This is a genomic window from Pseudomonas sp. G5(2012), assembly GCF_000408945.1.
GTDB lineage: Bacteria > Pseudomonadota > Gammaproteobacteria > Pseudomonadales > Pseudomonadaceae > Aquipseudomonas > Aquipseudomonas umsongensis.
Genome location: NZ_APIO01000039.1, coordinates 149,833 through 163,191 on the forward strand (window position 1 = coordinate 149,833; position 13,359 = coordinate 163,191).

10 protein-coding genes are annotated in these 13,359 nt (G+C 53.5%); 2 read left to right on the forward strand and 8 right to left on the reverse strand.

Annotation, left to right across the window (positions count from 1 at the left end):
* Positions 1-49 precede the first annotated feature (49 nt).
* The 5 genes from PG5_RS13340 to PG5_RS13355 form a co-directional block, all read right to left on the reverse strand.
* A complete protein-coding gene (locus PG5_RS13340; protein ID WP_042955381.1) occupies positions 50-382 on the reverse strand; it encodes a DUF2790 domain-containing protein in 333 nt (110 codons plus the stop codon).
* Positions 383-548: 166 nt separating this feature from the next.
* The gene (locus PG5_RS33450) at positions 549-731 is read right to left on the reverse strand and encodes a co-regulatory protein PtrA N-terminal domain-containing protein (protein ID WP_081648155.1); all 183 of its coding nucleotides are present in this window, start codon (positions 729-731) and stop codon (positions 549-551) included.
* A gap of 141 nt (positions 732-872) precedes the next feature.
* Entirely contained in the window at positions 873-4,040 is a 3,168-nt protein-coding gene (locus PG5_RS13345) for a CusA/CzcA family heavy metal efflux RND transporter (RefSeq protein ID WP_020797652.1), read from the reverse strand.
* A 26-nt stretch (positions 4,041-4,066) separates the two neighbouring features.
* On the reverse strand, positions 4,067-5,299 hold the full coding sequence (locus tag PG5_RS13350) for an efflux RND transporter periplasmic adaptor subunit (RefSeq protein ID WP_020797653.1): 1,233 nt from the start codon (positions 5,297-5,299) through the stop codon (positions 4,067-4,069).
* 88 nt (positions 5,300-5,387) lie between these two features.
* Positions 5,388-6,674 (reverse strand): TolC family protein, encoded by a 1,287-nt coding sequence (locus tag PG5_RS13355; protein WP_020797654.1) that lies wholly within the window; start codon positions 6,672-6,674, stop codon positions 5,388-5,390.
* Positions 6,675-7,161: 487 nt separating this feature from the next.
* Between PG5_RS13355 and PG5_RS13360 the strand changes: the two genes are divergently transcribed.
* Entirely contained in the window at positions 7,162-7,836 is a 675-nt protein-coding gene (locus PG5_RS13360) for a heavy metal response regulator transcription factor (RefSeq protein WP_020797656.1), read from the forward strand.
* Entirely contained in the window at positions 7,833-9,269 is a 1,437-nt protein-coding gene (locus PG5_RS13365; protein WP_020797657.1) for a heavy metal sensor histidine kinase, read from the forward strand. The genes PG5_RS13360 and PG5_RS13365 overlap by 4 nt, the downstream gene beginning before the upstream one ends.
* 138 nt (positions 9,270-9,407) lie before the next feature.
* Here PG5_RS13365 and PG5_RS13370 read toward each other — a convergent pair whose 3' ends face one another.
* From PG5_RS13370 to PG5_RS13380, 3 genes are read right to left on the reverse strand one after another with little or no spacing between them, the layout of a single operon-like run.
* Complete coding sequence (locus tag PG5_RS13370) at positions 9,408-10,319, reverse strand: cation diffusion facilitator family transporter (RefSeq protein WP_042955382.1); 912 nt, start codon at positions 10,317-10,319, stop codon at positions 9,408-9,410.
* 56 nt (positions 10,320-10,375) lie between these two features.
* Positions 10,376-10,717, reverse strand: coding sequence for a DUF3703 domain-containing protein (locus PG5_RS13375; protein ID WP_042955383.1), 342 nt, complete (start codon positions 10,715-10,717; stop codon positions 10,376-10,378).
* Positions 10,718-10,731: 14 nt separating this feature from the next.
* Positions 10,732-12,828: a heavy metal translocating P-type ATPase gene (locus PG5_RS13380; RefSeq protein WP_042955384.1), complete on the reverse strand. Its 2,097-nt coding sequence runs from the start codon at positions 12,826-12,828 to the stop codon at positions 10,732-10,734.
* Positions 12,829-13,359 lie beyond the last annotated feature (531 nt).

The following is a 13,359-nucleotide window of genomic DNA, read 5'->3' on the forward strand; positions in this document are numbered from 1 at the left end:
TAACGAAGTTGGTCGCGCGTTAATGATTCGTACGATAGCAACGCAGCTATTAACCGCCTCGTTTGCGACAGTCTCCAGCGACCGTGTAAGTGATCGTATTGAGCTGTCCTTCGGAATCTTCATAAGTCATTGCGGCGGGCACTACTGCGCAGACTTTCGCAGGGCGCACCACACTGATCACCTTCACCACATCCACCTTCATCCCGTATTCGTATGGCCTCGGCACAGGAGCGCTCTTTCCCTGGCTGATCGCGTACTGCTCCATAGCTTTAGTATTGGCAGCCATCATTTTCTCAAATGTTTTATCTCCCCCACCCTCAGCAAGCAAGTTTGAGGAAATAACTAAACCTCCGACTACAGCGAAGATGCTCATAAATTTCATATTCTGTACCTCATCTAATAACAGTTACGAGAATATCAACCTAAACATTGCGACGGCGTGGCACGAAAATTACAAGTATGTAAGCTAGCTATCCATAAAAAAACCCGCCACCAGCAATCTGGAGACGGGTTCTTCCCAACGTGCATCACTACATTTCTTTTGCCGTCTAATTTTTTGCATCACTTGACACCACTGGGGCACTCCTCCCTTCTCTGGCTAAATATTTCTCCATTGCCAAGTCATTCGCCGCCATCATTTTTTCGAAGGTTCTATCTCCGCCACCCTCCGCCAACGCAACCGAAGAAAAGACTAAAGCACCTGCAAGAGCACATATTTGAGTAAAATTCATTCTGACACCTCATATAGATAACGCTATTAGGGTATCAATCCGAACCTATCACCACGGTGGCGTCGAGATTACATATTCGTAATTTAACTCTCGTAAAAAAGCCCACTACCGAAACTCGTAGTGGGCTTTGAAATCAAAGAGCTATACGGTTGCTTTTTTGTCTTCCTCTGCTTCATCCTCATCTCGACGGTGTGCCCAGTGATACAGCGCAGGCAGTATCAGTAGGGTCAACGCAGTTGAAGACAGGATACCTCCGATCACAACGGTAGCTAATGGCCGCTGGACTTCCGCCCCGGTTCCAGTAGCGAGTGCCATGGGAATAAAGCCCAGGGAGGCTACCAGTGCTGTCATTAACACTGGGCGTAACCGTGTAAGTGCCCCTTCATTGATCGCGGAACTCAACGAATATCCCTCCTCTCGAAGATTGCGGATGAACGCAATCATCACGAGACCGTTCAGCACCGCCACCCCCGATAACGCGATGAAACCAACTCCCGCTGAAATCGACAGCGGGATATCGCGCAGCCACAAAGCCATCACTCCGCCCGTTAACGCAAAGGGAATCCCCGTGAATACCAAAAGGCCATCCTTAAGATTGTTGAACATCATAAACAGTAGGGCGAATACAAGGAGCAGGGCTACCGGGACGACAATCTGTAAGCGTTTGGCGGCTGATTGGAGTTGCTCGAACTGCCCACCCCAGTTTATCCAGTAGCCGGCCGGGATTTGCACCTGCTGATCAATGACGCTGCTGGCTTCCTGTACAAATGAGCCGATATCCCGTCCACGCACGTTGGCGCTCACAATTACCAGACGCTTACCGTTTTCACGACTGACCTGGTTCGGCCCCAGCACCAGATCCAGGGTTGCCACCTCTGAGAGCGCAATGAAAGCGATCTGATCGGCGTTGCCGTTAAGCAGCGCCGGCACCGGAATCAGCAGCGTGGCCAATTCCTCGAGGTCTTTGCGCATGGCGTCGGATAAACGCACCACCATATCGAAGCGACGGTCTCCTTCGTACATAGTGCCGGCCTGGCGGCCACCCACCGCCACCGCAATGGTGTCTTGTACGTCGCCAACATTCAAACCGTAACGTGCGGCTTTGTCACGATCGATGTTGATGGTCAGCACCGGCAGCCCCGTTGTCTGCTCAACTTTGACTTCGGAAGCACCATCGACCTTTTGCATGGACGAGGCAATTTTGGCAGCGGTGCTATTCAGCACAGCCATGTCATCGCCAAAGACCTTGACCGCCACATCACTACGTACGCCTGAAATCAACTCGTTAAAACGTAATTGAATGGGCTGGGAAAGCTCATAGTTGCTACCGGGCATAGCGGACGTAGCTTTTTGGATATCGGCTATCAAAGCTTCTCGGGATTTATTGGGATCAGGCCATTGATCCTTGGGCTTGAGCATTACGTAGCTATCAGAGATGTTGGGCGGCATTGGATCAGAAGCGATCTCTGCGGTACCTGTACGAGCAAACATCCGTTCAACTTCAGGCACCTTTGTCAGTACAAGTTTTTCGAGACTCTGCTGCATTTCTACCGATTGTGTCAGGCTGGTGCCCGGTACACGCAATGCTTGCAGGGCCAAATCCCCTTCGCTAAGGCTCGGCACAAACTCACTACCCATTCGACTGGCGACGACACCGCACACAGCGATAACGCCGAGTGCCATGGCGAATGCCAGAGACCGATGCCCCATGACCCAGGCAAGCGCGGGGGCATAGACTCGGCGCGCCCCTCGCATGACCGCGTTCTCTTCTTCCTTAACCTTGCCAGTCACGAACATGGCAATCGCCGCAGGAACAAAAGTAACGGACAGCAGCATAGCACCCAACAAAGCGATCACGACGGTAAACGCCATTGGGTGGAACATTTTCCCTTCGACGCCGGTGAGTGCAAAAATCGGCAAGTACACGACCATGATAATCAACTGACCAAAAATCAGCGGTCGTCGGGCTTCCTTGGCTGCTGCAAAGACCTCGTGAAAGCGTTCTGAGCGAGTGAGGATTCGCCCATGATGTTGTTGCGCATGGGCCAGACGCCGGATGGCGTTCTCGACAATAACTACCGCACCATCGACGATGATGCCAAAGTCCAACGCCCCTAGACTCATCAGGTTAGCGCTGACCTTGTTGGTGAACATACCGGTGAAGGTGAAGAGCATGGCCAGTGGAATGACCATGGCTGTGATCAGCGCGGCGCGAATATTGCCAAGGAACAGAAACAGAATCGCGATCACCAGGATCGCACCTTCAATCAGGTTCTTCTTAACCGTGGCAATTGCTTTGTCCACCAAATTGGTACGGTCATAGACGGTGACCGCCACCACACCTTTTGGCAGTGAGCGGTTGATTTGCTCCAGTTTAGCGGCAACGGCCTGAGACACGGTTCGACTGTTTTCGCCAATCAGCATGAAGACCGTGCCAAGTACAACTTCACGACCGTTTTCGGTAGCCGCGCCAGTGCGCAACTCACGCCCAATATCCACGGTCGCGACGTTTTTTATGCGGATTGGCGTGCCATCGACGTTGGCCATCACAATGTTGGCGATGTCGTCGGTAGTCGCCACTTGGCCAGGCGCACGAATCAGCAGTTGTTCGCCGTTGTGTTCAATGTAGCCAGCACCGACGTTGGCGTTGTTCCGCTCCAGCGCTGTCACAAGGTCGGTCAGTGTCAGTTTGTAAGCCGCTAAACGTTTCGGATCGGGAGCAATCTGATACTCCTTGGCGAAGCCGCCAATGGTGTTGATTTCTGCGACTCCCGGAACATTGCGCAACTGGGGTTTGATGATCCAATCCTGGATCACCCTCAGGTCGGTCGGCGTATATGGAGTGCCATCCTCCTTGACTGCACCTTCCTCGGCTTCGACCGTCCACAGGAAAATCTCACCCAGACCGGTAGAGATCGGCCCCATGACCGCTTCCACACCCTCGGGAAGTTGCTCCTTGGCTACTTGCAAACGCTCGTTGACTAATTGCCGGGCAAAGAAGAGGTCGGTGCCTTCTTTGAAGATCACCGTGACTTGCGATAGGCCGGAGCGTGAGAGGGAACGTGTCTGCTCAAGAGCGGGCAAGCCAGCCATCGCGGTTTCGATGGGGAAAGTGATGCGCTGCTCGGTTTCTAGTGGCGAGAAACCTGCGGCGCCAGTATTGATCTGTACCTGGACGTTGGTAATGTCGGGTACGGCGTCGATCGGAAGCTTTTGGTAGCTGGCTATGCCAAGGCCGGCCATGAGGAAAACCGCGAGCAGCACAATAATGCGCTGCTCAATGGCAAATTGGATCAGGCGTTCGAACATGAGAACCTTCTCGTGGAAGTGGCGGATCAGTGGGCGTGTTCAGCCGAGGCTTTACCCAGTTCTGATTTCAGAATAAAGCTACCGGCAGCAGCAACTTGAACACCGGGCTCCAAGCCCCCTGTGATTTCGACCAAACCCGCCGCACGGCTACCCACCTCCACCGGCTTCGCCTGAAATCCGTCATCGGTTCGAACGAAAACGGTTGGTTTGTCCTCGACCGTCTGGATGGCGATTTCTGGCACCGCGATTCTCGTCTGTCGGGTATCGGTCTCAACCAGCACGGTCACGAACAACCCCGGACGCCAGGCACCGTTTGGGTTGGTCAAGGTCACCCGGACTGTTGCAGTGCGGGTCTGCTCACCCAACAAGCTTCCGACGTAAGCCACGGTTCCAGTGACTTCGGCGTTCAGCTCTGTTGCACTGACCGTGACAGACTTACCAACCACTACCTTGCTCAAATCTTTGGGAGAGACACCAAAGGTCACCCAAACGCGTGATAAGTCAGAGAGCGTAAACGCGTTAGTGGTTTCACTGACGACCTCACCGAGACCCAGATGCTTTTCGACCACGACGCCGTCGAATGGCGCACGTAATTCATACCGATTACCGCCGCTGGCCACCGAGCTACCACTGAGTACACTGATTTTTTGGCGAGCATTGCTGAGAGCGATTTCGGCCTCTTGTAATGCCTGACGAGCCTGAAGAAAATCCTGTTCGGCGGAGATTTTGTCCTGCCATAACTGGCGCTCACGTTCGTAGGTGGTACGCGCTAACTCAAGACGGCGTTGCGCAGCAGCTTGCTCACTGCGCTGGTCAGAAATTTGTTGGCTGGCGATGACGGCCAGTAACTGGCCTTTTTTAACCTGCTGACCCAGATTGACATGTACCGACTCGACGACACCGGGTACCCGGGGCACAACATGCGTTGTGCGGTCTTCGTCGAAACGAATTTCTCCAGGAAAGGGCAATGAAAGGCTGATGCTCTGTGCCTTGGCTTCGACCAACTGAATACCAGCCGAGTTGATCTGCTCGTCGCTCAGTGTCAGATGACCTTCTTCCTCCTCGCCTTCGGCATGCTCGCCCTCAGCTGACTCCTTTGAGGCACCCTCGTTGCCGTGTTCGTCGTGACCGTCGTGGCCCTGTTCTTCTTGCGCCTGAGCCTCACTGGACGGTGCCGAGGAGCTACCCATCCAGAGGGAACCGATTCCTATGCCCACCGTCAGGGTCAGTGCGGTGACAAGGATTTGTTTTTTATCCATGGAGACTCCCTGCGCAACTCGGTTGGCAGCCACGAAATACCGTGGCACTGCAACACCGAGCAACGGTGAAAAAAAGTTATTTGAAAATTCAAGGGGTACGATAAAGCTGGTCGACATCACCAAAAATTCGCTCAATGCGCACCCAGGCGTCTGTCGCCTCAGCAATGGCCTGGATATATTGAGTGCGTGCGCTGATCAAGGTGCGCTGAGCATCGAGCACGTCCAGGAAATTGAACTTGCCCATTTCAAACCCCCGCGTAGCGGTGTCGACTGCATTTTGTGCGGCAGGCAGGATGGTCTGATTGAACGAGGCGACTTCAGTGTTTGCCGTCATCCACTGATCCAGAGTGGTTTGAATTTCTGTGCGCAGGCGTAACTCACTGGCATTGCGAAGGTCGCGGGCTTGATCGGTACGGCGAGCAGCTGCCAGTACATTGCCCTGGTTACGGTTGAATAACGGTATAGGCATCGACAGCCCCACGACATTGACCCGCTCCCGTTCCCGTTCATCGTATTGGCTACCTACACTCACGGTGAGGTCTGGAATACGCTGAGCTTTCTCCAAACTAAGGGATGCTTCTCGCTGGTCGATTTGAAGCTTTGCCAACCGTAGCTCTGCGGTCTCGCCGATGCGGTTAATCAACAGCGAGAGTTTCGGCACATCTGGCATCGATTGACCGGTTTCCCCCACAGACACGAACGCAGGCAATGGTGCCCCCATTACCTGAGCGAGCTGCTGATAGGCACTGGCCTCATCCCGCTCGGCCCGTCTCAACTCTAGGCGCACCTCCGACAACTGGACTTCAGCTCGTGTGCCCTCAACAGGTGAAGATTTGCCACTTTTGATACGACCTTGAGCGACACGCAAACCACGCTCGGCGAGCTCAAGGGATTGACGTGCCAAGAGCAACCTTTGCTGGGCCGTTGATGAGTTGTAAAACGCCTGAATGACATCGGCACGCAAAACATTACGCTTGCGCTCCAATTCAATCCCAGCTGCATCCTGAGCTCGGCTGGCAACATCTATCCTGGCCCCACGCTTGCCACCCAGCTCAATCGGCTGGTTGATCATTACCGTCGTAGTCCGTGAATTTCGTCGAGTATCTTCAGCCTCCCAGGACAGTTCGGGATTAGGAATCAAGCCCGCTTGCTGTCGATCTCCTTGAGCGATACCAATTTCCCACTGTGCTGCAGCCAGATCGGGATTGTTGGCAAAAGCCGTTTCCAGTGCTTGATCGATGGTTAGCGTCTGCGAAGACGAAACTGCGGCAAAACTGGGGCCTGCCAGTGAGAGCATAAAACTGAAGCCTACAATCAGTAAGGCTTTTTTTATGCTAAAGGGTGCAGTTAATTTTATATGCCGCCGCAATTTCATAGTTCCTTTAAAGCCAATATTTTCTATGCACAAATGGTAGAGTTTTCCACTTATCAGCAAGGTGACTGAAAAATTACAAATACGTTATCAACCGATCTGGCTGTATTTTTTGCATTAGCATATGAGGTGTTAAAAAATAGATGCACAAGGTCGGCAACATGACGAAACAAATACCAACCAATATCTTCCGAACAGCACTTGCCGAAGCTCGAAAACCATGCGCGTTGTCATTTATAGCTAAATTCAAGAGTGTTTTGTGCGACACGTTGTCGCAAGACGCTGGCTTGATGGCTCAAGAGCGGAGCTTTGGCTTGACCCTGTAGCAGCTATAGGCTTTAGGGTGATGATCATTACCGAGCAAACGGACGTTGAGACGCAAAAACAGCTTAACAGTTTCAAAGTCGTATTGTTTCGGTCGGAAACCCTTATAAATACTAACTTTTTTAATTAACTAATATTAATTATCCTATTAAAATGGTGACATATCATGCGAATCCTTGTAATTGAGGACGAGCCTAAAACTGCCGAATACTTGCATCAGGGGCTGACTGAAAGTGGCTATGTCGTTGACCGTGCAATAACTGGCGCGGATGGACTTCATCTGTCGCGTCAACATGTCTATGACTTGGTGATACTTGACGTTAATCTTCCAGAACTTGATGGTTGGGGTGTTCTTGAACGTCTGCGCCAAAGCAGTAATGCCCGGGTCATGATGTTGACGGCCCGAGGGCGCCTGGCGGACAAAATCCGCGGACTAGATTTAGGCGCCGATGACTATCTGGTCAAGCCGTTTGAGTTTCCTGAGCTACTGGCACGGGTACGAACCCTTATGCGTCGCAGTGAGCACATTCCTGTCCCGCAGGTACTCAAGGTAGCCGATCTGGAGCTCGACCAAGGACGCCACCGTGCTTTTCGTGGAGATCAGCGCATAGACCTGACGACCAAGGAGTTTGCGCTTCTGCACCTGCTGATGCGTCACACTGGAGAAGTGCTTTCCCGTACCCAAATCATTTCATTGGTCTGGGACATGAATTTTGACTGCGACACCAACGTTGTCGAGGTTTCAATCCGTAGGTTGAGGGCCAAAATAGACGACCCCTTCGATAACAAATTGATCCACACCCTTCGCGGTGTTGGTTACGTATTGGAGGCACGCGAATGAAGCCGGTCAGCCTGTCAATGCGACTAGGTTTGACGGTAAGTATTCTGGGAGCATTGTTGGTGGTGTTTCTGGCTATCCTGGCCTTTTTCGCCCTGACGCATGAGCTGGATAAGCTGGCGAAAAATAGCCTGTACAATAAAATGCAGCAAGTTGAGCACAGCCTCTCACTATACGAGGACACGGCTGACGTAAACTCGACACCGCACTCGTTGCTGGATCAAGTCATGGGGCATGACAATCTGAACCTGGCCATCTATGACCTGACAAACCTCAGGACACCCTTACTGAAATTCGGGTCTGGTTTGTCGGATCCGCAGATTGAGTTGAAAGCTGCGACTGCTGCCGTTGACAAGATTTCATACTCCACCAATTCCGATGGTGAGGGTCGACACTTCCTTACCGCATCCAAGCTCATCCGATTAAAGAACGGTGTGAGCGTTCCCGTATTGCTGTCGATGGATTGTGCGAACGATGAAGCGCTGCTCAGCGCGTATCTTCGATCGACGATTATTGCTCTGCCTCTTTTACTGATACTCATTGGAATAAGTGCCTGGGCCGTTGTGCAACGAGGACTTGCTCCCCTGAGAGAGTTCCGGAAGGTCGCCGCCATGATCTCTGCTCAAGACCTCAGCCATCGACTCTCTGAGGTCAAAATGCCTCAAGAGCTCAGTGAATTGGCCCATGGCATCAACTTCATGCTGCACCGACTCGACAGCGGTATTCAGCAGCTGTCGCAGTTCTCGGATGACTTAGCCCACGAATTGCGATCCCCCATCACCAATTTGATGGGCAAGGCCCAGGTTACCCTGTCTCGGGAGCGTCCGGCAGAAGAATACAAAGCAGTGCTTGGGTCATGCACCGAAGAGTTGGGGCGTGTCACCCGAATTGTCTCGGATATGCTCTTCCTTGCTCAGGTCAGTCACCCCGCCGCGCTCGTCCCGTTCGAGACAATTACCCTGGAAGATGAAGCGTTGAAAGTCATCGATCTGTTTTCACTGTCTGCGGAAGAAAAACGGATCAGCCTGAGCGTCGCCGGAAACGGCAAGACCATTGGCGACAGGTTGATGATTCAGCGAGCAATATCAAATCTGTTGTCCAACGCGATACGTCACTGCCCGGCCGGACAATCCATTTCAATCGTTATCGAAAACCATGCCGATCAAGTCTCGCTACTTGTCGGCAACCCTGGCGCGGGGATCGAGCCTCAGCATCTGTCGCACTTGTTCGACCGCTTTTATCGGGTCGACACCAGTCGTTCACGTGCAGAAGGTGGTACCGGTCTTGGTTTGGCCATTGTTCGATCGATCATGAGCCTCCACCAGGGAACGGCGGACGTTCAAAGCATGCCTGGCAGCATGACCGTTTTCAGGCTGAACTTCCCAAACCTCGATGGACAGACCACCTGGCAACAGGCTAGAAAGGCTCAAGGGTAAATTCCCGCAACTAGCTTGTATAACCCGCCCCTTCCCTGCACCGCTGGAGATGCTCCGGCGGTCAGGGCTTTATGTCCGTTGGGTTCTCAGCACATCAGCAGCCCCTACCCCGACATGGGATGTTCACAAGATCCCGCTCTAGTGCTGCATGCCTTCGTTTTCTTCGAGTCCCGCATGAAACTGCGAGTTTTCTAATTGAAGAGTCGTATGGCTGATATGGAATACCTCGCTCATCAGTCGCGTCACCTCAGCCAATATATCTTGCTCGGCACGGGAGGAGCGCTGGATGACAAGGTGAGCACTCATGACATTCTTGCCGCTGGTCAGGGCCCAGATATGCAGATCATGGATATCCTCAATGCCTTCAACCGCCCTGATGCTCGCATCCACTTCAGCGATATCGATGCCATCCGGAACCCCTTGCAACAGGATGTTCATGCTTTCTTTGAGCAAAACCCAGGTTCTGGGAAGCACCCACAGGCCGATGGCTGCGGCAACGATCGAGTCAACCCAAGTCAATCCGGTAAAACGAATGATCAATGCTGCCCCTATTACGCCTATGGAGCCCAACATGTCACTCCAGACTTCTAGGTACGCGCCTTTTACGTTAAGGCTTTCGGCACTGGCAGACATGAGCAACCGCATTGAAACAAGGTTCACAACGAGCCCTATCACCGCGACGATCAGCATGCCTGTCGATTGGATTTCTGTCGGAGTTTTAAACCTCTGATAAGCCTCGTACAAGATGTACACCGCCACCATGAACAACAGGATCGCGTTAAAAGCAGCTGCGAGGATCTCAAATCGTGCGTAGCCGAATGTCCGTTTTTTATCCGCAGCGCGTTTGGCGATCTGAATAGCGATCAATGAAATAGCCAGGGCAGTGGAATCGGTCAGCATGTGAGCCGCATCGGATAACAACGCCAAGCTGCCCGTAACGAAAGCCCCAATGACCTCCGCGATCATGAAGCTTGTCGTTAACGCCAGAGCGATCCACAACTTTTTCTCGTGTCCGGCACGAGCTTGACCGTGACTATGACCAGCGCTCATATGACTCTCCAGGTGGATGAAAGGATGAGGCAACTACTCAGAAAACCGTCTGCGGGTCAATCTTCGTCAAGAAGGGATTCCAGTTCCGGAGAGAGAGGCATCACCTGAAAAGCGCTGATTCGGGCGCGACCGGTGTTCCCACGAGGCACCCATACTCTAGAAAATAGCAGTGCAGCGATGACACGTGGTATTTGCCCCAAAACCTCCCGGGGATCTTGTGCCCTGATGCCCACGAACAACATCAAGACGTGGGATTTTGCATGTAGCAGGGTGCGACGTTGCGTAAGGATGTGGGTGCGCTCGAGCCAATGGTAAGCGCGCCCATAATCCCGGGAACGAATCGCTACACGGGCTTCGCCGAAGCCCTCGAGAATTGCGTAATGCAACCTCTCTTTCATGCTCAGCCTCCGGACTATTTTTTCAGCAAGCGCAACCCATTCAGTACGACCAACAGGCTGACGCCGACATCTGCAAACACCGCCATCCACATGGTGGCGAAACCCATCAATGTGAACACTACAAACACAGCTTTGATCCCTAAGGCGAAGAAGATGTTTTGCTTTAGAATCGATGCGGTCTGTCGCGACAGGCGAACAAAGGCCGGAATCTTGCGCAGGTCATCATCCATCAACGCAACGTCAGCCGTTTCAATGGCAGTGCCCGTACCAGCGGCAGCCATAGCGAAACCAATCTGAGACTTCGCCAGTGCCGGTGCATCGTTTATCCCGTCACCGACCATCCCCACCACGTGCTTTCGGCTCTGCAACTCGCCAATGGCCGCCAGCTTGTCAGCTGGCAACAAGTTACCTCGCGGCTCATCAATGCCGACACGTTGGGCGATGGCCTGAGCCGTGTGCGCGTTGTCACCGGTCAGCATCATGGTCTTAATGCCCAGTTCGTGCAGTTCCTTGATCGCGGTCTGGCTTGAGTCCTTTACGGTATCGGCCACGGCAAACAGGGCGAAGACCTGAGTAGAGTTGGTCAACGCTACAACCGTTTTTCCCTGACGCTCCAGTCGACTCAGTGAGGCTTCCAACTGCGGTGTTCCAAGCCCCAGTTCATCGACCAGGCGATGATTGCCGAGGTGATAAAGCTGCCCCCCGATCAAGCCTTTCACCCCACGCCCAGGAATAGCTTCAAAGCTCTCCACTTGTCTGAGCGTTGAGGTATCCAGTCCTACGTGCTTGGCGATTGCCTGCGACACCGGGTGATCTGAACGAGCCCCCAAACTGGCGGCCAGCAATTGAGGTGTAGCGTCTGAAACCTCGGTCAACGGCAAGTAATCGGTTTGAACCGGTTTGCCGTGAGTGATGGTGCCGGTTTTATCCAGCGCGACAAAACTCAGCCTGGCACCAATTTCCAGGTAGACACCGCCCTTGACCAGAATCCCTTTTCGGGCCGCTGCCGCCAGCCCGCTGACGATGGACACCGGTGTGGAAATAACCAAGGCACACGGGCAAGCAACGACCAGCAGCACCAAGGCGCGATAGATCCAGTCCGTCCATACCCCGCCCATGAACAAAGGTGGCAAGACCGCAATGGCGAGGGCAAAGAAGAACACCCCCGGTGTATAAATCTTGGCGAACTGGTCGACGAATCGCTGGGTAGGTGCTCGCGAACTTTGGGCTTCTTCCACCGCGTGAATGATCCGAGCCAGCGTCGTATTGTTGGACTCAGCCGTTACCTGGTACTCAAAAGATCCCGACTCATTAATGGTACCGGCATACACAGGATCATCGACCGCCTTCTCGATGGGCAGGCTCTCCCCCGTGATTGGTGCCTGATTAACAGTGGAGGTGCCAGAAATTACGTCACCATCCAGGCCGATACGCTCACCGGGACGCACCCTGACCAGAGCCCCGATCCCGACCGACTTCACATCGACTTCCAGCCAGGAGCCGTCGAGTTGACGGACTGTCGCTCGTTCGGGACTCAAATCCAGCAAACCTTTGATGGCGTGGCGGGCACGATCCAGCGACTTCGCCTCGACCATTTCGGCAATGGTGAACAGCACCATGACCATCGCCGCTTCTGGCCACTGGCCGATCAATACGGCGCCGGTCACCGCGATGCTCATCAGGGCATTGATGTTGAGGTTCAGGTGTTTGAGCGCAACCCAGCCCTTCTTGTAAGTCGTCGGCCCACAGAGTGCGATGGCGAACAAGGCGACGACGGCAATCACCCATTCCGGGGCCGATTGGGTGAAGTGCAAGACTTCTGCGATCACCGCAGCGATACCGGATAGCGCTAATGGCCACCAAGTGCTTTTTGGTTTGTGTGGAGCTTGCGACTTGGCTTGCGCTGAATTGGCGACAGGTGCGTTGCTCTCAGACGTTTGTGGCTCTGCATGCATACCCAACGACAGCACCGCCGCTTCGATACCCAAGGTATCCGGCAGTTCGTGCCAGACGCCCAGCGTGCGGTTCATCATGTTGAATTCGAGCTTTCGAATGCCGCTCATTCGAGCGAGCTTGCCCTCGATCATAGTCTGCTCGGAAGGACAGCACATTTGTCCGATCCAGAAACTACTGAAGCGCGCCGTGTCCCCGACACCAACCTGAAGCTCCTCCGCCTCACGAGATTGTAAGTCAGATGGCGAGCAGCACACGTCAGTAAAAAGATCGTTGCCGACCAGAGCGACAGATTTGCTCGGCTCCGCCAGGGCATGCAGGTTGGACGGAGCAGTTTTAGCCGAGCAGTATGATTTGCCGGCATCCGGCAAAGACGCGCAACGACCTGCGTCTTCTGGTCTGGAGCGGGTTGTACTCCCGTCTGCAGCTTCCGGAGCACAACAACTGCTTGCGGACTGAACTTTGGCTGCGCCAGGATCGCAAGCCGTGGGGGCAGGTGCACAGCAGCCCGAGCCTGCGGATGGATCAAAAACTTCGACACAAGCCTGAGTTTCCGGCGTTGGTTTGTCACCGCAACAGCTTTTCATAAGTGCACTCTCGGCAAGTCATGGCGAAGAGTGAACACCCTATAGCCACTATAAGGTCAAGCACTTCGTGAAGCGCTTTGACCCGTTCTTAGCATCACTAAC

Excerpts from the sequence above, each read along its gene's own strand:
- PG5_RS13340 (WP_042955381.1), bottom strand. The coding sequence starts at position 382 with ATGAAATTTATGAGCATCTTCGCTGTAGTCGGAGGTTTAGTTATTTCC.
- PG5_RS33450 (WP_081648155.1), bottom strand. The coding sequence starts at position 731 with ATGAATTTTACTCAAATATGTGCTCTTGCAGGTGCTTTAGTCTTTTCT.
- PG5_RS13345 (WP_020797652.1), bottom strand. The coding sequence starts at position 4,040 with ATGTTCGAACGCCTGATCCAATTTGCCATTGAGCAGCGCATTATTGTG.
- PG5_RS13350 (WP_020797653.1), bottom strand. The coding sequence starts at position 5,299 with ATGGATAAAAAACAAATCCTTGTCACCGCACTGACCCTGACGGTGGGC.
- PG5_RS13355 (WP_020797654.1), bottom strand. The coding sequence starts at position 6,674 with ATGAAATTGCGGCGGCATATAAAATTAACTGCACCCTTTAGCATAAAA.
- PG5_RS13360 (WP_020797656.1), top strand. The coding sequence starts at position 7,162 with ATGCGAATCCTTGTAATTGAGGACGAGCCTAAAACTGCCGAATACTTG.
- PG5_RS13365 (WP_020797657.1), top strand. The coding sequence starts at position 7,833 with ATGAAGCCGGTCAGCCTGTCAATGCGACTAGGTTTGACGGTAAGTATT.
- PG5_RS13370 (WP_042955382.1), bottom strand. The coding sequence starts at position 10,319 with ATGAGCGCTGGTCATAGTCACGGTCAAGCTCGTGCCGGACACGAGAAA.
- PG5_RS13375 (WP_042955383.1), bottom strand. The coding sequence starts at position 10,717 with ATGAAAGAGAGGTTGCATTACGCAATTCTCGAGGGCTTCGGCGAAGCC.
- PG5_RS13380 (WP_042955384.1), bottom strand. The coding sequence starts at position 12,828 with ATGTGCTGTCCTTCCGAGCAGACTATGATCGAGGGCAAGCTCGCTCGA.